This is a genomic window from Pseudomonas frederiksbergensis, from assembly GCF_003732705.1.
Classification (GTDB): Bacteria; Pseudomonadota; Gammaproteobacteria; order Pseudomonadales; family Pseudomonadaceae; genus Aquipseudomonas; species Aquipseudomonas frederiksbergensis_F.
On sequence record NZ_MOBR01000010.1, the window covers coordinates 1 to 19,273 of the forward strand.

Below are 19,273 nucleotides of genomic sequence, written 5' to 3' on the forward strand. Positions count from 1 at the left end.
AAGATTAAATTCCGAAACCCCTATCTGCGTATGCAGGTAGGGGTTTTGTTTTGACTGCAGGAAATGCACTAACTAAAACGCACCTCTAAAAAAGCCCCGTACAGAGATCTTCTGGCGGGGCTTTTTTGCGCGTGGTCGGTAAGCGTGATCGATGGTTCCAAGGCTCTTGATTAATTACCAGCGTCGGCGCAACCAAATACACGTTTATACGCCCAACGCTTCAAGGGAACGCCTCTCCTGGCCGATAACCCGAACGATCGATGTTCTCTTTGTTTGCGGCGATTCACAGATATCCCGCGGGCTGATGAGAAATCGCTTGATAGCCTTTTGCCGCCAGCTATCATCTGCGCGCCGAACGCGCAGCAAAGCCGTATGTTCACCTTTGGGTTGTTCTTCTTAAATTGCCTGGAAATCTTCGATGCTGTCGTATCACCAAAAGAGTTTTCTGATCGTCGATGATTTTTCGGATTTCCGCAGTTCCGTCAGGTCCATGCTGCGGGAGCTGGGCATCAAGGATGTCGACACCGCTGATACCGGTGAACAGGCGCTGCGTATGTGCGCGCAGAAGTCTTACGATTTTATCCTGCAGGATTTTCACCTGGGCGATGGCAAAAAGAACGGTCAACAGGTGCTCGAAGACCTGATGATCGAGAAGCTGATCAGCCATGAAAGCGTGTTTGTCATGGTTACCGCCGAGACGAGCCAGGCCATGGTGCTCAGTGCTCTGGAGCACGAGCCCGATGCTTACCTGACCAAACCGTTCAACCGCTCCGGTCTGGCCCAGCGCCTTGAGCGGCTGGTACAGCGCAAGACGTTGCTCAAGCCGATCCTGCAGGCGCTTGACCGGGGTAAGCCGGTCGAGGTGCTCAATGCTTGTATCGCCTTGTGCAAGCAGGACATCCGCTATTCGCCGCTGTGCCTGCGTTATCGCGCCGATGCCCTGCGCGACCTGAACCAGAACGAGGCGCTGGAGCGTCTCTACGACGGCATCATCGCTGATCGACCGCTGCCATGGGCGTTTGCCGGGCTGGGCAAGTTGCTGTTCAAGCGCGGCCAGGTCAGCCAGGCCAAAGGTGTCTACGAGAAGGCGCTGAAGGTCTTCCCGATGATGCCGGCGCTGTATGACGGCATGGCCGACGTGCTGGTCGCCGAAGGCGATACCAAGGGCGCCCAGCGCGTATTGGAGGAAGCCATCCGCCTGTCGCCGCTAGCGGTTCGTCGGCAAGCGTTGCTGGGTAAGCTGGCGATGACCAACGAAGATTTTGAAACCGCCTCCAAAGCCTATCGGCAAGCGGTGGCTCAAGGTGCTCAGTCACGTTTCAAGGATGCGGAAAGCAACCTTGGCCTGGCCCACGCCTTGATCAGCAAAGGCAGTGAAAAGGGCCTGGATACCCGGACCCGACTGGAAATCAACACGACGCTCAGCGCAGTGGCCAAGGAGAATCCTTCCGACCCGGGTCTGCAGATCCGGGCGCGGCTGATGAAAGCCACCAGTCTGTTGCTCAACGATGCCGAGACCGCCGAAAAGCTCACCGAGCAAGCAATGATGCGCCTCGATGGCATGGAGCAATTCATGAGTGCCGAAGCGGCGCTCCTGGTGGCCAAGCAACTGCAAATGCTCGGACAGGCCAGTGCAGGTGCGTCGATGTTGAAAAACTGTGCGGAGATCTACGGTGACGACCCGTCGGTAATGCAGGGTATCGCCAAGTTGACCGACGACCCGACTATTCTCAACGCCGGTAACGCCGCCGCCGATCTCAACCGTCAAGGTGTGCGCGTGTACAAGACCGGTAATCTGGTGGAAGCGCGGGACGTGTTCCGCAAAGCCCTGGCGTTGCAACCGAAGAACATCAGTATCGCGCTGAACATGGCGCAATCGCTGCTGCATGGCACTGACACCAGTGTCCCGTCGGCAGAACTCGAGGAGTGCCGGGCCTGCCTGAAAACGGTCGGCCTGATGCCCGATACCGACGCGCGTTTTTCCCGTTATCAGAAGCTGCGAAGCAAGGCGTTTGGCGAATGAACGACAGTGAACAAGCTCTCGATTTCTCCACGGTGATCGCCTCTACCGTGCACGACATGAAGAACTCCTTGGCAATGCTGATGCAGGCCCACAGCCAATGGCTGGCACGCTTGCCCGATCAGCAGCATTCCAGGGAGCAGGGCGTCATCGACTTTGAGTTCGCCCACCTCAACGGCATGCTCGTGCAGTTGCTGGGGCTATATAAGCTCGGTGTTAACCAGATGCCGTTGCAGCCGGCTTACCACGAGTTGGACGATTTCATTGAAGCGCAATTGGCGGCGCATCAGGAGGTCTTCGCCAGTCGGGGCATCATGGCTACGTATGAAGTCGACCCGTTGAGCCCATTGGGTTTCTTCGATCGGGAGCTGATCGCTTCGGTGCTGGCCAACTGCATCAACAACGCGATTCGCTATGCCAAGGATGCGCTGTTGATCACGGTCAGTGATGAGGCCGGTCAGTTGGTGATCACCATCAACGACGACGGCGAGGGTTATCCGCCGGAGATGATCGAGCGCCAGGCCGATTATGTGCAGGGCATCAACCAAAGCTCTGGCAGTACTGGCCTGGGCTTGTACTTCGCCGGACGAATTGCGGCGCTGCATCAACGCAATGGCGTTGGCGGTTACACGCAAATCAGTAATGGCGGCCCGCTGGGTGGTGGCGTCTTCAGCCTCTATCTCCCCTGACCCATATCCTCCCTTTAGGAGCTGGCGAAGGCTGTGATCTTTTGACTTTCAGAGGCGAGATCAAAAGATCGCAGCTTTCGACAGCTGCGACGCAATTACGCATTTTTGTTTGCCGCTGCTTGATATTCCGAACGGCCGGAGCCTATTTTGTACGGGTCGCCGTTCGCGGCTCGCACAACAACAAGGATTGCGTCATGACAACCGATGGCCAGCGTTCACTCGCTCAGCGATTGACGGGCATTGATGAGATTGAATGTGTCACGCCGGATTTGAACGGCGTACCACGGGGCAAAGTAATGACCGCCGAGGGTTTCCTCGAAGGGCGACGGTTGCAGATGGCGCGGGGTGTGCTGCTGCAATGCATCATGGGCGGATATCCGCCAGCGCGCTTTTACGGCAGCGATGATGGCGACTTGGCGCTGGTCGCGGATCCTGCGCAGATCCACCGCTTGCCCTGGAGCAAGCAACCCCGGGCATTGGCCATTTGCGATGCGGACGAACTGACCGGGGAGAGCTCCTCGCTGTCGACTCGCGGTCAGCTCAAAGCCGTCATTGCCCGTTATGCCGCACGGGGGCTCGCGCCAGTTGTGGCGACCGAGATTGAATTCTTTGTCTTCGCGCCCAACACCGATCCGACGCAAGCTTTCCAGCCGCCGCTGGGCCTGGATGGTCGTCGCGAGGACGGTCATTCGGCGTTCAGCGTCAGTTCCAATAACGGCTTGCGGCCGTTCTTCAGTGAAGTCTATGAATGCATGGCGGCCCTGGGCTTGCCTCGCGATACCTTCATGCACGAGATGGGCGTCAGCCAGTTCGAGATCAATCTGCTGCACGGCGATCCACTGTTGCTGGCCGACCAGACCTTTTTGTTCAAGCACCTGCTCAAGGAAGTCGCGCTCAAGCATGGCCTGACCGTGGTGTGCATGGCCAAGCCATTGGCGCACACGCCGGGCAGTTCGATGCATATTCACCAGAGCATCGTCGAGATCGGCAGCGGCCGTAATGTGTTCAGCGACAAGGCCGGGGAACCGACGGCGACCTTCCGCCATTTCATCGGCGGTCAGCAGGCCGGGATGGCCGACTTTACGGCGTTGTTTGCGCCGAACGTGAATTCCTATCAGCGCTTGTGCCACCCGTATGCGTCACCGAATAATGCCTGCTGGTCACATGACAACCGGGCTGCGGGTTTGCGCATTCCGGCCAGTTCGCCGGTGGCCCGCCGGGTCGAGAATCGCTTGCCCGGCGCCGATGCCAATCCGTACCTGGCGATTGCCGCGAGCCTGGCCGCAGGGTTGCACGGCATCGAAAACGAGCTGGAACCGAGCGAGCCGATTCAGGGTGAATTCGTAGTGCCGGATAATCTTTCGTTGCCATGTACCTTGCATGCTGCTCTTGAACGTCTGAAACGTAGCCAATTGGCGATGGAACTGTTCGGCAAGGAGTTCATCGAAGGCTACATCGCTTCGAAGACCATGGAGTTGACCAGCTTCTTTGATGAAATTACTCCCTGGGAACGGCGTGTTTTAGCAGCCCAGGCCTGACGATCCGTCGTCTTCGGGCTATCGTTTTCGATAGCCCGATCCCACTGCAAGGAGCCGCTCGGAACGCCGATGCGCCAAATCTGGAAATCCTTTCGAGCGCTGTATTTCGCCTCGCTGATGATGTTGATCGGCTCTGGCTTGTTAAGTACCTATCTGGGCTTGCGTCTGGCGGCTGACCATGTCGACAGCTTGTGGGTCGGTGCGCTGATGGCGGCCAACTATTTCGGCCTGGTGCTGGGTGGCAAGATCGGCCACCGGCTGATTGCCCGGGTCGGGCATATTCGCGCCTATGCGGCGTGCGCCGGGATTGTCGGCGCCGCGGTGTTGGGCCACGGCTTGATTGACTGGCTGCCCGCCTGGCTGTTTTTGCGGGTCATCGTCGGCCTGGGCATGATGTGTCAGTACATGGTTATCGAGAGCTGGCTCAATGAGCAGGCCGAGGCCAAGCAGCGCGGGCTGGTGTTCAGCGGCTACATGATTGCCTCGTACCTGGGGCTGGTGTTGGGGCAGTTGATTCTGGTCCTGCACCCGGCGCTTGGCTTGGAACTGCTGATGCTGGTCGCGCTGTGTTTCGCGCTGTGCCTGGTGCCGGTGGCCCTGACCCGACGCATTCACCCGGCAGCTCTGCATCCGGCACCCATGGAGCCACGGTTCTTCATCAAGCGCGTGCCGCAGTCGTTGAGCACGGTGTTGGGGGCCGGGTTGATCGTCGGTTCGTTCTACGGTCTGGCGCCGCTGTATGCCTCGCAGCAGGGGTTGTCCACGGAGCAGGTCGGTCTGTTCATGGGTAGCTGCATTTTTGCCGGGCTGGTGGTGCAGTGGCCGCTGGGCTGGTTGTCCGATCGGTATGATCGAGCGTTGCTGATCCGCTGTTTTGCCTTTTGCCTGGCACTGGCCGCGTTGCCGCTGGCGATCATGACCGAGGTGCCGCTGGAGGTGTTGTTCATCGCCGGGTTCCTCTGTTCGCTGGTGCAGTTCTGTCTGTATCCATTGGCCGTGGCGTTCTCCAACGACCACGTCGAGGGCGATCGCCGGGTGTCCCTGACGGCGATGCTTCTGGTGACCTATGGTGTCGGCGCGAGTATCGGGCCGTTGGTGGCCGGGGTGTTGATGAAGCTGTTCGGCAGCCACATGCTGTATGCCTTCTTCAGTTTCTTCGCGCTGGTGCTGGTGTGGCGGATTCGCCCGAAAGCAGTGACCAACCTGCACGTGGTCGACGATGCGCCGCTGCATCACGTGGCCATGCCGGACAGCATGTCGAGTTCACCCCTGGTGGCAGCGCTTGACCCGCGGGTCGATGAGCAGGTGGTACAAGACCAGATGCACAATCCGGTTGAGCCTGAACCCGAACCCGAGCCGACACCTGATCCCGAGACAACTCCAGACGATCCGGAAGACCCGGACACCGGTCGCGAACAAAGCTTTACCGAGGCCAGGCCTTAAATCGAGGCATAAAAAAACGGGCAGTCACCGCGAGGGACTGCCCGTTTTTTATTGAAGCGCTGTATTACATGTCGTCTTTGTCGAAGCGTCGGGCTTCGCGTTGCAGCTGATAGACGAAGCGCTCGACCTGCCGTTGCACCAGGCCGCTCATGTTGTGAAAGCGCACGCCGGCGAAGGTGGTGGAGATTCTTTCTTCGAAGTGCAGGTAACGCAATTCAACTGGGGCGGTCATGCTGCCAAAGGGCAGGGCGGCCATGAAGCGGTCGTAGACCTGGCCCAGTTGCAGGCTGGAGGTGATGTCGCCCTCGAAGCGCAATTTGCAGCCGGTGGCGGAGATGTCCAGCAACTTGCCACTGATCGGCGCCTTGAGCTTTTCACCGCCCAACTCGACACTGACCAGTTGCGCCAGCTTCAACGCAGCGCGAAAGGCATTGCGGCGCTGGTGATAAACCACTTCGGAAGGCAGCGCGCCACGGTAGCAACGACCACCACCGGACTCGTCGATAGTCAGCGGGCCGTTACTTTCCCAGGCAATGCGCACACCGTCGTGAAAGCCTTCGACCTTGAAGGGTTCGCCGGCCAGCAGGAAGCGTTCACCGTCGCGGGGGATCATTTCATCCAGGGCAATCATGTTGCTGTCACGATCAAGGTCCACCAGATAACTCTGGAAGCGCTGGCTGCGCTCATGGAACGTGATGATCAGCGGGTCATGGCTGTCTTGCAGCTGCCGGAGGTTGCCGGAGATTTCCAGAGGTGTGGTGAGCACCTTGGGTGGTTGCGGAGCGTCTTCCGCGCTTGAGGCATTGAACACGGTTCATCAATCTCCAGACAAAATATGACTACTAGCGGGCATTCTGCCAGTATGTTTCGCGTCTTGATAGGGCGTGCTCATTGGCGGGGTATCAAGCCTGACTGAGCGGGCGTGGCTTTGCCATCTTGGCGGTTGATCCGCGGGCATCATAGAGCGCTGGAGGTTCGCCACCGGTGAGGATTTTCAGCTGATTGGCCGTGGCGGCCTGCTGCATCAGGATCGACTGGCCATTCTTGACGTTGGCTGCCTGGCACTGAGCCAGAAGATCGGTCAGTACATCACCTTGTTGCAGCAACTGATCGCCGATGCTCGAGTGGCTGGCGAGTTGCTCGAGGCCGCTGCGAGTGATGGGCAAGTTGAGGCTGGCGAGGATTTCGCTGCGCTTGCGGCCATGCTGTTCGAGCAAAATGATCAATGCCTGTTTCTGCGCCAGAATCTCTTCAAGCAGTGGCATGTCGCGACCGTGCAAGGCGAGGGACTCGGTTTGCAGTAACTCCAGCAAGCGTTGCGCTGGAGCAAAGTCGTCGGTGATCAGTTGCAGTAGATTAGTGTCGTGCATGGCTGGCCTTGGGTTTTAAGCGTCCAAAAGCCTGGCGCAGGCGAGGGCCTAGCGCTGGGCTTCGAAGTTGAGCAGTTTGCTGGCTACACGGCTGCTGTCGACTTTATAGCTGCCATCGGCAATCGCTGCTTTCAACTCGGCCACACGGGCGTTGTCGACGGCAGGCTGATCGCGCAGCTTGTCAGTGACCTTCTGCAACTGTTGAGCCTCATTGCTGAGATGTACCGACTCCCCGCTTTTGACGGTACTGGCCTGATCGGCCGGGGTATTCAGCGGCGCGGATTTGCCGGCGTCGGCGGTTTCCTTGGCAACGCTGGTACGTGTACTGCCCGTAAGTGACGAGGAGCTGTTCAAACGGCTGAAATCGATGACCATGATAAAAAAACCTCTGGGTATTTGGACGCTTGCCATGTTTTCGGCAATACCTGCGAAAACTTTAGGCTCATTTGTGCAATGAGCTGCATGCGCCAACGCTGCATGGACACAGTTTAGGTAACAGCCTGCCAGAGCGCCATAGCTGAGCCTCTACATGGACACTTCCACTTGGCCCGGCGCGGTGACTTGCGCTTTGATGACCCGCATGGAATTGAGGTTTTTCACGCGTATCTGTTCGGCCAGGCCGCCATTGGAGAGTGCTTCGCCCGGCATGCGCACACTGAGCGTACCACTGCGGGCGGTAATCACCACTTGATCGCCTTTGCGCACGACTTCTGCCTGTTCCAGATGAACCAGGGTAATCACTTGGTCGCCTACCGTTGGTCGGGTAAGTTTCTGTCCGATGGCCTGATCGACCGAGGTGAAATACCCCTGGTTGATCAGGCTGATGTCCCGCTCGCGCAGTGCGACATCGCCGGGTTCGATAATCCCCGCGCGCTTGAGTGGACGGGTAGTGATGACAACGTCTCGAAACAGGCGCACTTGAGCGGGTACGAACACTGTCCACGGGGAGCTGCCCTCGCAGCGAACCTTGACCGTTACTCGGCCTATCGGGGTCGCCGGACTCTCCAGTGAGGCTGTCAATTCCTTGTCGCACATGGGCATGCGCAGGCGTGGATCGAGCTGTTTGACCTCGATTTCGTAGCGTCCTTCCGTTTGACTGGTGGCCAGATAGTCTTCTACGGTGAATTCAAGAAACCCCTGAGTCACGCCGATAAGCATATCAGGCAAGGTAACCGAATCAGCAACGGCAGGGCTGCCAGGGGCTAACAGGCAAACAGCCGACACCACGCACAGCAATTTGCGGTAGTTTGATGTCAGGCGTCGGAAAAATGTCGTTTGTTCGTTCATACGGGTTAAAAAGCAAGCGCCGTGCCGTTTAGTGATGAATGTGCGTCGCAACACAACTTAGCGTTGTTGGTGTAGGAGTCTGGGCATGGCTGGTGTAATGGATTCGGTAAACCAGCGCACGCAACTGGTAGGGCAGAATCGCCTGGAGCTGTTGTTGTTCCGTCTCGACGGCCAGCAGCTGTATGGCATCAATGTGTTCAAGGTTCGTGAGGTGCTGCAATGCCCCAAACTGACTCTGATGCCTAAGTCCAGTCCCGTCGTGTGCGGTGTGGCAAATATTCGTGGAGCGACCATCCCGATCCTTGATCTGGCGATGGCGACCGGTTCCGGTCGGTTGCTCGATCAAAGCAATCCCTTCGTGATCATCACGGAGTACAACACCAAGACCCAGGGTTTCCTGGTCCGGTCGGTAGAGCGCATCGTCAACATGAACTGGGAGGAGATTCATCCGCCACCCAAGGGCACGGGACGCGATCATTACCTCACGGCTGTGACTCGGGTCGACAATCAGTTAGTCGAAATCATCGACGTCGAGAAGATCCTGGCCGAAGTAGCGCCGACGCCGGAAGCGATTTCGGTCGGTGTGGTCGATGTCGAAACCCAGCACAAGGCGTTGTCCTTGCGGGTGCTGACGGTCGATGACTCGTCGGTGGCGCGCAAGCAGGTCTCGCGTTGCCTGCAAACGGTCGGCGTCGAAGTGGTGGCGTTGAACGACGGTCGGCAAGCGCTGGACTACCTGCGCAAGCTGGTCGACGAGGGCAAGAAGCCGGAAGAAGAGTTCCTGATGATGATTTCCGACATCGAGATGCCGGAGATGGACGGGTACACCCTGACGGCCGAGATCCGCAGCGACCCTCGCATGCAAAAGCTTCATATCATCCTGCATACTTCGTTGTCGGGTGTGTTCAATCAGGCGATGGTCAAGAAAGTCGGTGCCGATGACTTCCTGGCCAAATTCCGTCCTGATGACCTGGCATCCCGGGTAGTCGACCGGATCAAAGCAGCAGATATCAGCTAGGGGCCCTTTGCCCCTGGCGGTCAACACGATTTAAGAGGCGGTATCTTTGTCTACGGGTAATTTGGATTTCGAACAGTTCCGGGTCTTCCTGGAAAAAGCCTGTGGCATTTTGCTCGGTGAAAACAAGCAATACCTGGTTTCGAGCCGTCTCAACAAACTGATGGAACAGCAGGGCATCAAATCCTTGGGTGAGCTGGTCCAGCGCATCCAGACCCAGCCGCGCAGTGGTTTGCGCGAGATGGTGGTGGATGCCATGACGACCAACGAAACCCTGTGGTTTCGTGACACCTATCCGTTTGAAGTCTTGAAGAACAAGGTACTGCCCGAAGCAATCAAGGCGGCTCCCGGTCAACGCCTGCGCATCTGGTCGGCGGCCTGCTCATCGGGTCAGGAACCGTATTCGCTGTCGATGTCGATCGACGAGTTCGAGCGGACCAACCTGGGCCAGTTGAAGATGGGCGTGCAGATCGTTGCCACCGACCTGTCCGGCACCATGCTGACCAACTGCAAGACCGGCGAATACGACAGCCTGGCGATCGGTCGCGGTTTGTCGCCCGAGCGCCTGCAGCGTTACTTCGATCCGAAAGGGCCGGGGCGCTGGGCCATCAAGGCACCGATCAAGAGCCGGGTAGAGTTTCGTTCGTTCAACCTGCTGGACAGCTACGCAGCCTTGGGCAAGTTCGACATCGTGTTCTGCCGCAACGTGCTGATCTACTTCTCCGCCGAGGTGAAGAAAGACATCCTGTTGCGCATCCACAGCACGTTGAAGCCAGGTGGTTACCTGTTCCTAGGCGCTTCCGAAGCGCTGAACGGTTTGCCGGATCATTACCAGATGGTCCAGTGCAGCCCAGGGATCATTTACCAAGCGAAGTGATGCAAAAGCGGCTGGCATAAAAAACGGGAGTCCTCAGGGACTCCCGTTTTTTTTGCCTGATGATTTCTGATGCGCGCCGCAATCCCTGTAGGAGCATGGCTTGCCCGCGATGGCGGTGTGTCAGACAACATCATCATTGGCTGATACGCCGCCATCGCGGGCAAGCCATGCTCCTACAAGGGATCGGTGTTGCCCGTGGGAAAGCGGCAGAAAAGCGGCAGACGGCGGAAACCCGTTGCCGCTTTTCTGGCATTGCCGCTTTGCCGATGCCCGCAAAGCCCCGGTTTACGGCGTTTTTTGAATTGGCACGCCGCTTGCTATGTTCATGTTACGAAAAATCAGGTCACCCGAAGGTTTCCCGACATGAGCATCAGCTTCGATAAAGCGCTCGGTATCCACGAACAAGCCCTGGGCTTCCGCGCCCAGCGTGCCGAAGTCCTGGCCAACAACATCGCCAACGCCGATACCCCGAACTACAAGGCTCGGGACCTGGACTTCTCCAAAGTGCTTGCCGCACAGAACGAGAAGACCAAGAACGGTTCTTTCGCCTTGAACATGACCAACAGCCGTCATATCGAAGCCGAAGGCCTGGGCAATGGCGACGAGTCGCTGCTGTATCGCACGCCGATGCAACCGTCGATCGACCAGAACACCGTGGACGCTCAGCTTGAACAGTCGAATTACGCGGAAAACGCGGTCGGCTTCCAGGCCAGCTTCACCCTGCTCAACAGCAAATTCAAAGGGCTGGTTTCAGCCCTGCGAGGAGAGTAAGTCATGTCCCTTGCCAGTGTTTTCAACATTGCCGGTAGCGGCATGAGTGCCCAGACCACTCGCCTGAACACCGTCGCCTCGAACATCGCTAACGCCGAAACCGTCTCGTCGAGCATCGACCAGACCTATCGCGCCCGTCACCCGGTGTTCGCCACCATGTTCCAGGGTGGCCAGAACGGCGGCAGCGATTCGCTGTTCCAGAGCCAGGACGCCGCCGGCCAGGGCGTGCAAGTGTTGGGCGTGGTCGAAGACCAGAGCAACCTTGAAGCGCGCTACGAGCCGAACCATCCGGCTGCCGACGCCAAGGGCTACGTCTACTACCCGAACGTCAACGTCGTCGAAGAAATGGCTGACATGATTTCCGCGAGCCGTTCGTTCCAGACCAACGCCGAAATGATGAACACCGCCAAAACCATGATGCAGAAGGTCCTGACCCTCGGTCAGTGATAAGGGGCGACTCAGATGAGTGTTACCGATTCCACCAGCGGCCTCAGCATTAACGACATCCTGGCGAACTCTTCCGTCAAGTCCAATGCCACCAAGGATGGCCTTGGCTCCGTGGCCGGCGCCGCGACCGGTGGCCAGACGTTGGGCAAGGATGCGTTCCTGCAATTGCTGGTGACCCAACTCAAAAACCAGAACCCGCTGGACCCGCAGGACAACAGTGCGTTCGTCGCCCAGTTGGCCCAGTTCAGTAGCCTGGAAGGCATCACCACGCTCAACAGCACGGTCAGCTCGATCGCCGGCAACTACAGCTCTTCTCAGGCGTTGCAGGCTTCGTCCCTGGTCGGCCGCTCCGTGATCGTGCAGACCAACAATATCCAGGTCGACGACCCGACCAAGGCAGTCACCGGTTCGGTGAACCTGACTTCGTCGATCGCCGGTGGCACCGTGACCATTGCCGACAAAGACGGCAAGACGGTCCGCACCATCGACCTGGGCACCCGCGCGGTCGGCAGTTCCAGCTTCACATGGGATGGCAAGGATTCGAGTGGCAACCCCGTTCCGGTCGGCGCTTACACCATCAAGGCCAGTACGCCGATCGACGGCAAGGCGACGGACCTGGCGGTGTACCTGCCGGCCACCGTCAACAGCGTGACCCTCAGCCAGACCGGCGGCGAGCTGATGCTCAACCTCGCAGGCCTGGGCCCGGTCGCCCTGTCCAAAGTTCAAACCATTGGTATATAGAGCCGACTAACCCGGCACAAAGGAGTGGAATATGTCTTTCAATATCGGCCTTAGCGGTCTCTATGCAGCCAACAAACAACTGGACGTGACCGGCAACAACATCGCCAACGTCGCGACCACCGGTTTCAAATCCTCCCGCACCGAATTTGAAGACGTCTACTCGGCGACCAAACTCGGCAGCGGCAGCCAGGTCGTCGGCAGCGGCGTGCGCCTGGCCAACGTGTCTCAGCAGTTTACCCAGGGTGACATCAACAACACCGGTAACGTGCTGGACATGGGCATCAACGGTTCGGGTTTCTTCGCCCTGAGCAACAACGGCTCGACGTCCTACACCCGTAACGGTACGTTCAAGGTCGACAAGGACGGTTTCATCACCAACACCGACTACACCTCCCGCCTGCAAGGCTACGGTGTGGATGCCAACGGCAAGATCATCAACGGCGTGTTGACCGACCTGAAACTCGACACCTCGAACCTGGCGCCGAAGACCACTTCGACCGTGACCTCGACGATCAACCTGAACTCGACGGCTCCGGTCATCGACGATACCGTCCCGGCTGGCAAGTTCGACCCGACGCTGACGGCGACCTACACCAAATCGTTCAGCACCCCGATTTATGACAGCCAGGGCAACCAGCACACCATGGATCAGTACATGGTGAAAACCGGTGCCAATACCTGGAAGGTCTACACTCTGGTAGACGGCCGCAACCCGGATGCTACCGGCAGCGATCCGAAAGTCACTGCCCCGGTCGCTTCGACACTGTCGTTCGACACCAGCGGTAAGTTGACTCAGGTAAGTACGCCTGCACCAGTGGCGACCGATCCTCCGATCATCAGCAGTGACTTGACGATGAAAAAATGGATACCAGGCACCGTCACCAATGGTGTCTGGAAAGCCAACGGCGCGGCCGCCAACCCGGCAGGCGTGACCATCTCCATGGCCAATACCACCCAGTACAACGCCGACACCGCGCGTTCGATCCCGACCCAGGACGGTTATGCCACCGGCCAGATCACCAACCTGACCATCGACGGCACCGGCACCCTGTTCGCCAACTTCAGCAACAACCAGAGCAAGGCCATCGGCCAGGTTGCGCTGGCCAGCTTCACTAACGAACAAGGCCTGCAAGCGATTGGCGGCACCAGCTGGAAAGAGACGTTCGCTTCGGGTATCCCGGGCTACGACGCGCCGGAAACCGGGACCCTGGGTTCCATCCAGTCCAACTCCCTGGAAGAGTCCAACGTCAACCTGACCAACGAACTGGTCAACCTGATCAAGGCGCAGAGCAACTACCAGGCGAACGCCAAGACCATCTCCACCCAGAGCACCATCATGCAGACCATCATTCAGATGACTTGATGCTGGCTGGGTTGTAGAGCTTCACCAAGAGCCCCTCGCGAGAGGGGTTTTTTTATGCGCGCGGCAAACGCGTACGCTCAGATTTATACCGTTCGTCCGCCTCTGTGGTGCGGAATTTGCACTCTCGGCGGGCAAAGGCCAGCAAGCGTCAAACTTTCATACGGCCTGCGTTATCTCGCCAGAACACTCTTCGGCGACATGGAAGCGATAGTAAATCCCAAGGAGGGAACTCAGTGAGCCGTCATAGAACCGTCAGTGCGCCCAGGGTGGCGCTGCAACTGAATGTGGCCTGGCATCGAGCATCGGCTTACTCCCAAGGCCTGGCTTTGTTCGCCAGGGTCTTCAGCATCATTTCAACGACTTCATCGAAACCCTCTGCTAACGGCGGATGGCGCTCTGCCGTCTCGCCTGTTTAAAACGATCAGTCATCACGTGCCGTGCATTCAGAGAGGGGTGAAACCCCCGAGGCACCCGGCGCTTAAACGTAGTTTCCAACACACACAAGGAAGATGTAATGGCGGTAATCAACGGGACCAACGGTGCAGATACGCTGGTAGGTACTGCAGGCGATGATCAAATACGCGGTTTGGCAGGAGATGATGTGCTCAATGGCGGGGACGGCAACGATCTCCTCATCGGCGGCGCGGGGGCTGACCAACTGATTGGTGGCGCCGGCATCGACATTGCCAGCTACGAGGATGATGTCTCGGGTGCAGGGGTGACCATCAACCAAAAAACCGGTGTCAATACGGGGCTGGCTTTGGGCGATACCTTCAGCGGTATTGAAGTGATCCGTGGAACGGCCTACAGCGACAACTTTGTTGGGGGCACTGCCGCCGATAACTTTGATGGTTCTGGTGGCTACGACACCCTGAGTTATTCCACCTCTGCCCAGGCCGTCAATATTACCGTGACGGGAACCACAGGTACCGGTGTCGGCGGTGATGCACAGGGTGATACCTTCAGCAATATCGAGGTGATCACCGGCTCGGCTTTCAATGATGTCTTTACCGCGACTTCCGGTAGCGCAACCTTTTATGGTGGTGCCGGCAACGACGTCTACATCATCAATAGCGCCAGTGGGGTTGGGGTAGGTGAGAGCGCCGGCGGCGGTGACGATGAGGTTCGTACCAATCAGCTCAACATGGGGATGAACGCCAACGTCGAGCGCCTGACCTACACCGGCACCGGCAACTTCACCGGGCGTGGCAACGACGGGGATAACATCATCACCGGCGGGGCGGGCAATGACTTATTGATCGGTGGCGCGGGGGCCGACCAACTGATTGGCGGTGCCGGCATCGACATTGCCAGTTATGAAGATATCGTCTCGGGCGTAGGGGTGACGATCAACCTGAAAACCGGAGTACACACGGGCATTGCGGCCGGCGATACGTTCAGTGGCATTGAAGTGATTCGCGGCTCGAGCTACGTCGATAACTTTGTCGGCGGAACTGCCGCCGATACCTTTGATGGAGCCGGCGGTTCCGACACCCTGAGTTATTCCACCTCTGCCCAGGCCGTCAATATTACCGTGACGGGAACCACAGGTACCGGTGTCGGCGGCGATGCACAGGGTGATACCTTCAGCAATATCGAAACCATCACTGGTTCGGTCTTCGATGATGTCTTTACCGCGACTTCCGGTAGCGCAACCTTTTATGGTGGTGCCGGCAACGACGTCTACATCATCAATAGCGCCAGTGGGGTTGGGGTAGGTGAGAGCGCCGGCGGCGGTGACGATGAGGTTCGTACCAATCAGCTCAACATGGGGATGAACGCCAACGTCGAGCGCCTGACCTACACCGGCACCGGCAACTTCACCGGGCGTGGCAACGACGGGGATAACATCATCACCGGCGGGGCGGGCAATGACTTACTGATCGGTGGCGCGGGGGCCGACCAACTGATTGGCGGTGCCGGCATCGACATTGCCAGTTATGAAGATATCGTCTCGGGCGTAGGGGTGACGATCAACCTGAAAACCGGAGTACACACGGGCATTGCGGCCGGCGATACGTTCAGTGGCATTGAAGTGATTCGCGGCTCGAGCTACGTCGATAACTTTGTCAGCGATGCAAGTGTTACTAATTTTGATGGTGGTGCTGGCAACGATACCCTGAGCTTTGCCGGTTCCGCCCAAGCGATCAATCTGACAATGGCAAATGGTGTTGGCAGCGGTGTGGGCGGCGATGCGCAAGGCGATACGTTCAGCAACATCGAGGTGATCATTGGTTCGGCCTTCGATGATGTCTATACCGTGACCTCCGGGAATGCGACCTTTTACGGTGGCGCCGGCAACGACGTCTACATCATCAACGCCGGGGCGATGGGCGTAGGCGAATTGGCTGGCGGTGGCGACGACGAAATCCGTACCAACCAGGCCTCCATGGGCATGAGTGCCGAAGTCGAGCGCCTGACCTACACCGGCACCACCAACTTCACCGGACGCGGCAACGCCGGGGACAACATCATCACCGGCGGCGCGGGCAACGACTTGCTGATCGGCGGCGCGGGTGCCGACCAACTGATTGGCGGTGCAGGCATCGACACGGCCAGTTATGAGGACAGCACCGCCGCCGGCGTGACCGTCAACCTGAAAACCGGAGTCAACGCAGGTTTCGCTGCAGGCGATACCTTCTCCGGCATTGAGATCATTCGTGGCAGCCAGAACGGTGACACTTTCGTCAGCGGCCTGGAGGCGAACATCTTCGATGGAGGCACCGCTGGCGGTGTCGACACGGTTGATTACTCGACGTCCGCGCAGGCCGTCAACATCACCCTCACCACACTCGGCGTCGGCAGTGGCCAGGGTGGCGACGCTCAAGGCGACACCTTTACCAACATCGAGAAAATCGTCGGTTCGGCTCAGGATGACGTGTTCACCACCGGTGCTGCGACTTTCACGCTGCAGGGCGGCGCGGGCAACGATATCTACGTTTTCAACGGCCCGGCTTACCAGGCGGTTATCGAGGTCGCGGGTGGCGGGGATGATGAGGTCCGCACTTCGATGGCGAACCTGGCATTGAGTGCCGAAGTCGAGCGCCTGACCTACACCGGCACCGGCAACTTCATTGGTACCGGCAATGCGGGCAACAACATCATCACCGGTAATATCGGCAATGACCTGCTGATGGGGGGCGCGGGTGCTGATGTCTTCATCGGCGCGGCCGGGACCGACACGGTTACTTACGACGACTCCACCGTCGGCGTGACGATCAACCTGAAAACCGGCGTTCACACCGGCATTGCCGCTGGCGATACCTTTGACGGCATCGAAGTCATTCGAGGCTCCAAGTTCAGCGACACCTTTGTTGCCGGTGCAAATATCGATAAGTTCGAGGGCGGCGCAGTTGGCACCGACAACATCGACGTCGTCGACTACTCGCTGTCCTCTGCCGCGATCAACCTGACACTGGCTTCAGGAACCGGCACCGGTACGGGCGGCGATGCTGAAGGCGATTCGTTCTCCGCTATCGAGAAGGTCATCGGCTCGGCGTATGACGATGTGTTCAACTCTTCCACTGCGGGCTCCTTCACCCTGCAGGGCGGGGCTGGCAATGACGTCTACATCGTCAACAACAGCGCGTCGGCGGTGATCGTCGAAGCAGTCGGTGGTGGTGACGACGAAGTACGCACCAACCAGGCCAGCCTGGGCATGTACAACAACGTCGAACGCATGACCTACACCGGCACCGGCAACTTCACCGGTCGCGGCAACGCTTCTGACAACATCATCACCGGCGGTGTGGGGAACGACACCTTGCTGGGTGGCGGTGGCGCCGACAGTTTCATCGGCGGCGCCGGCACCGATACCGTCAGCTACGACGACAGCACGGTCGCCGTGACGCTTAACTTCAAGACCGGCGTATACAGCGGCATTGCGGCGGGCGACACCTATACCGATATCGAACTGATTCGCGGCACGCAGTACGGCGATACGTTTATGGGCGGGGCGTTGGCGGATAAATTCGACGGTGGCGCTGGCACCGACATCGCGGATTACTCGCAGTCCGGCCAGGGCGTGACCTTGACACTCGGTGCGGCGGGGATCGGGTCGGGCGTCGGCAGCGGTGGCGATGCCGAGGGCGACAGCTTCTTGGGGATCGAGAAAATCATCGGTTCGGCTTACAACGATGTCTTCATCGCCAATACCAACTCCGCCGGGTTCACCGTGCAGGGTGGCGCAGGCGATGATGTCTATGTCCTCAACAACGCCACCTATGGCGCGATTGTCGAGTTGGCCGGTGGCGGCAATGATGAAGTGCGCACCAATCAGGGCTACTACCAGATGAATGCGGGTATCGAGCGCCTGACCTACACCGGCATCCTCGATTTCCAGGCACGGGGTAATGCGCTCGACAACGTCATCACGGGCGGGGCCGGTAACGACATCCTGATGGGCGGCGACGGAGGCGACACCTTCATTGGCGGGGCTGGTTTCGATACCGTCAGCTACAACGACATCGGGCCGGTCGGCGTGACGATCAACCTCAGGACGGGTGAGCATACGGCGATCGCCAAGGGCGATACCTTTGACAGCATCGAGAAGTTTGTCGGGTCGGGTCGTGACGATGTCTTTGTCGGTAACGACGAGGTCAATAATTTCGATGGTGGCTTTAGTCGGGATACCGTCAGTTTTGCCTTTGAAACCTCGGCGATCACGCTGGACCTTACCAAGCCGTTCACCGGGGTGGCGGCAGGGGACACCTACACCAACATTGAGAACTGGGAAGGGACGGCGTTCAACGACACGTTGATCGGTGGTGCCGGCATCGAGACGTTTATCGGTGGCAAGGGCGCTGACTTTATCGATGGCGGGGCCGGGCTCTCTGACACGGCCTGGTACATCGGCAGTTCGGCAGCGGTACAAATCAACTTGCTGGCAGGCACGGTGACCGGCGGCGATGCGACCGGTGATGTACTGGTCAACATTGAAGGCCTGCATGGCTCGGCGTTCGACGACACCCTGACGGGCACCGCCATTCAAAACGAGCTCTTTGGCGGCGAAGGGAATGATCTGGTTTATGGGGGCGACGGCAACGACTCCATCTATGGTGGCAAGTACGAGCCCTATGCTATCAACGGCCCGGATCGCAGTGGCGTCGCCGAAGCGGACCAACTCTTTGGCGGCAACGGTGACGATACTATTTTCAGCGCCAACAACGATGTCGGGAGCGTCCTGCACGGTGATGCCGGCAACGACTACCTCAAAGTCTACGCAGGCATTGCTTATGGCGATGACGGGAGTGACCAGCTGTGGGGCGAGGGCCCTGAGTACCAACTGCATGGTGGTGCGGGTTCGGACACCCTGATCATGACCGGCGGTGGCTATGCCTATGGCGGCGAGGGCAGCGACACCTACTCGGTGCAATCGTCTACCAGCGTAATGATCAAGGATATCGGCAGCTCGGGCGGTGATAAAGTCGAGCTCATGAACATCCAGTCCTACGCCGACGTGATCATCAAGACCGATGGCACCAACGCCTTCATCTTCAATGCCGTGGAATGGAACGCCGGCAACCAGAACAACGCGGTGATTCTTGCCGACTGGTATGCGGGCTCCAACACCATCGAGTCATTCACCACCGTCAATGGCGACTCGTTCACCATTCCGGTCGTAGGGCAGGCCATGTCTGATCATCTGTCGATGGTCTGACGCTCAGGCGGTACGTAACAAAAACGGCGAAACCTGAAGTTGAGGTTTCGCCG

15 protein-coding genes are annotated in these 19,273 nt (G+C 58.6%); 11 read left to right on the plus strand and 4 right to left on the minus strand.

Features of this window, described 5'->3' with window-relative positions:
• The first annotated feature begins 418 nt into the window (after positions 1-418).
• From BK667_RS14400 to BK667_RS14415, 4 genes are all read left to right on the plus strand, one after another.
• On the plus strand, positions 419-2,023 hold the full coding sequence (locus BK667_RS14400; RefSeq protein ID WP_123598021.1) for a tetratricopeptide repeat-containing response regulator: 1,605 nt from the start codon (positions 419-421) through the stop codon (positions 2,021-2,023).
• On the plus strand, positions 2,020-2,709 hold the full coding sequence (locus BK667_RS14405; RefSeq protein WP_123598022.1) for a sensor histidine kinase: 690 nt from the start codon (positions 2,020-2,022) through the stop codon (positions 2,707-2,709). The genes BK667_RS14400 and BK667_RS14405 overlap by 4 nt, the downstream gene beginning before the upstream one ends.
• A gap of 296 nt (positions 2,710-3,005) precedes the next feature.
• Positions 3,006-4,247 (plus strand): glutamine synthetase family protein, encoded by a 1,242-nt coding sequence (locus BK667_RS14410; protein ID WP_185058219.1) that lies wholly within the window; start codon positions 3,006-3,008, stop codon positions 4,245-4,247.
• A 69-nt stretch (positions 4,248-4,316) separates the two neighbouring features.
• Positions 4,317-5,690, plus strand: a complete 1,374-nt coding sequence (locus tag BK667_RS14415; protein WP_123598024.1) for an MFS transporter — start codon at positions 4,317-4,319, stop codon at positions 5,688-5,690.
• Between the two features lie 64 nt (positions 5,691-5,754).
• Here the strand turns inward: BK667_RS14415 and BK667_RS14420 are convergent, their stop codons facing one another.
• The 4 genes from BK667_RS14420 to flgA all read right to left on the minus strand — a co-directional run bounded on the left by BK667_RS14420 (position 5,755) and on the right by flgA (position 8,347).
• A complete protein-coding gene (locus BK667_RS14420; RefSeq protein ID WP_123598025.1) occupies positions 5,755-6,501 on the minus strand; it encodes a flagellar brake protein in 747 nt (248 codons plus the stop codon).
• Between the two features lie 91 nt (positions 6,502-6,592).
• Positions 6,593-7,060, minus strand: coding sequence for a flagellar protein FlgN (locus BK667_RS14425; protein ID WP_123598026.1), 468 nt, complete (start codon positions 7,058-7,060; stop codon positions 6,593-6,595).
• Between the two features lie 48 nt (positions 7,061-7,108).
• On the minus strand, positions 7,109-7,435 hold the full coding sequence (gene flgM, locus BK667_RS14430) for a flagellar biosynthesis anti-sigma factor FlgM (RefSeq protein ID WP_123516622.1): 327 nt from the start codon (positions 7,433-7,435) through the stop codon (positions 7,109-7,111).
• A gap of 150 nt (positions 7,436-7,585) precedes the next feature.
• Positions 7,586-8,347, minus strand: a complete 762-nt coding sequence (gene flgA / locus BK667_RS14435) for a flagellar basal body P-ring formation chaperone FlgA (RefSeq protein ID WP_123407129.1) — start codon at positions 8,345-8,347, stop codon at positions 7,586-7,588.
• Between the two features lie 85 nt (positions 8,348-8,432).
• Here flgA and BK667_RS14440 point away from each other — a divergent pair, with 85 nt between their 5' ends.
• The 7 genes from BK667_RS14440 to BK667_RS33065 all read left to right on the plus strand — a co-directional run bounded on the left by BK667_RS14440 (position 8,433) and on the right by BK667_RS33065 (position 19,220).
• A complete protein-coding gene (locus BK667_RS14440; protein ID WP_123516618.1) occupies positions 8,433-9,365 on the plus strand; it encodes a chemotaxis protein CheV in 933 nt (310 codons plus the stop codon).
• A 46-nt stretch (positions 9,366-9,411) separates the two neighbouring features.
• A complete protein-coding gene (gene cheR, locus BK667_RS14445) occupies positions 9,412-10,239 on the plus strand; it encodes a protein-glutamate O-methyltransferase CheR (RefSeq protein ID WP_123516616.1) in 828 nt (275 codons plus the stop codon).
• 363 nt (positions 10,240-10,602) lie between these two features.
• The gene (gene flgB, locus BK667_RS14450; protein ID WP_123516614.1) at positions 10,603-11,010 is read left to right on the plus strand and encodes a flagellar basal body rod protein FlgB; all 408 of its coding nucleotides are present in this window, start codon (positions 10,603-10,605) and stop codon (positions 11,008-11,010) included.
• Positions 11,011-11,013: 3 nt separating this feature from the next.
• On the plus strand, positions 11,014-11,457 hold the full coding sequence (gene flgC / locus BK667_RS14455) for a flagellar basal body rod protein FlgC (protein ID WP_054054819.1): 444 nt from the start codon (positions 11,014-11,016) through the stop codon (positions 11,455-11,457).
• Positions 11,458-11,472: 15 nt separating this feature from the next.
• The gene (flgD, locus tag BK667_RS14460) at positions 11,473-12,198 is read left to right on the plus strand and encodes a flagellar hook assembly protein FlgD (protein WP_123516612.1); all 726 of its coding nucleotides are present in this window, start codon (positions 11,473-11,475) and stop codon (positions 12,196-12,198) included.
• 31 nt (positions 12,199-12,229) lie between these two features.
• Positions 12,230-13,561: a flagellar hook protein FlgE gene (gene flgE, locus BK667_RS14465; protein WP_123598027.1), complete on the plus strand. Its 1,332-nt coding sequence runs from the start codon at positions 12,230-12,232 to the stop codon at positions 13,559-13,561.
• A 514-nt stretch (positions 13,562-14,075) separates the two neighbouring features.
• Positions 14,076-19,220 carry a beta strand repeat-containing protein gene (locus BK667_RS33065; protein WP_148060139.1) on the plus strand — a complete coding sequence of 1,715 codons (5,145 nt, stop codon included), beginning with the start codon at positions 14,076-14,078 and terminating at the stop codon, positions 19,218-19,220.
• The last annotated feature ends 53 nt before the right edge of the window (positions 19,221-19,273 follow it).

Excerpts from the sequence above, each read along its gene's own strand:
- BK667_RS14400 (WP_123598021.1), top strand. The coding sequence starts at position 419 with ATGCTGTCGTATCACCAAAAGAGTTTTCTGATCGTCGATGATTTTTCG.
- BK667_RS14405 (WP_123598022.1), top strand. The coding sequence starts at position 2,020 with ATGAACGACAGTGAACAAGCTCTCGATTTCTCCACGGTGATCGCCTCT.
- BK667_RS14410 (WP_185058219.1), top strand. The coding sequence starts at position 3,006 with ATGACCGCCGAGGGTTTCCTCGAAGGGCGACGGTTGCAGATGGCGCGG.
- BK667_RS14415 (WP_123598024.1), top strand. The coding sequence starts at position 4,317 with ATGCGCCAAATCTGGAAATCCTTTCGAGCGCTGTATTTCGCCTCGCTG.
- BK667_RS14425 (WP_123598026.1), bottom strand. The coding sequence starts at position 7,060 with ATGCACGACACTAATCTACTGCAACTGATCACCGACGACTTTGCTCCA.
- flgM (WP_123516622.1), bottom strand. The coding sequence starts at position 7,435 with ATGGTCATCGATTTCAGCCGTTTGAACAGCTCCTCGTCACTTACGGGC.
- flgA (WP_123407129.1), bottom strand. The coding sequence starts at position 8,347 with ATGAACGAACAAACGACATTTTTCCGACGCCTGACATCAAACTACCGC.
- BK667_RS14440 (WP_123516618.1), top strand. The coding sequence starts at position 8,433 with ATGGCTGGTGTAATGGATTCGGTAAACCAGCGCACGCAACTGGTAGGG.
- flgB (WP_123516614.1), top strand. The coding sequence starts at position 10,603 with ATGAGCATCAGCTTCGATAAAGCGCTCGGTATCCACGAACAAGCCCTG.
- flgC (WP_054054819.1), top strand. The coding sequence starts at position 11,014 with ATGTCCCTTGCCAGTGTTTTCAACATTGCCGGTAGCGGCATGAGTGCC.
- flgD (WP_123516612.1), top strand. The coding sequence starts at position 11,473 with ATGAGTGTTACCGATTCCACCAGCGGCCTCAGCATTAACGACATCCTG.
- flgE (WP_123598027.1), top strand. The coding sequence starts at position 12,230 with ATGTCTTTCAATATCGGCCTTAGCGGTCTCTATGCAGCCAACAAACAA.
- BK667_RS33065 (WP_148060139.1), top strand. The coding sequence starts at position 14,076 with ATGGCGGTAATCAACGGGACCAACGGTGCAGATACGCTGGTAGGTACT.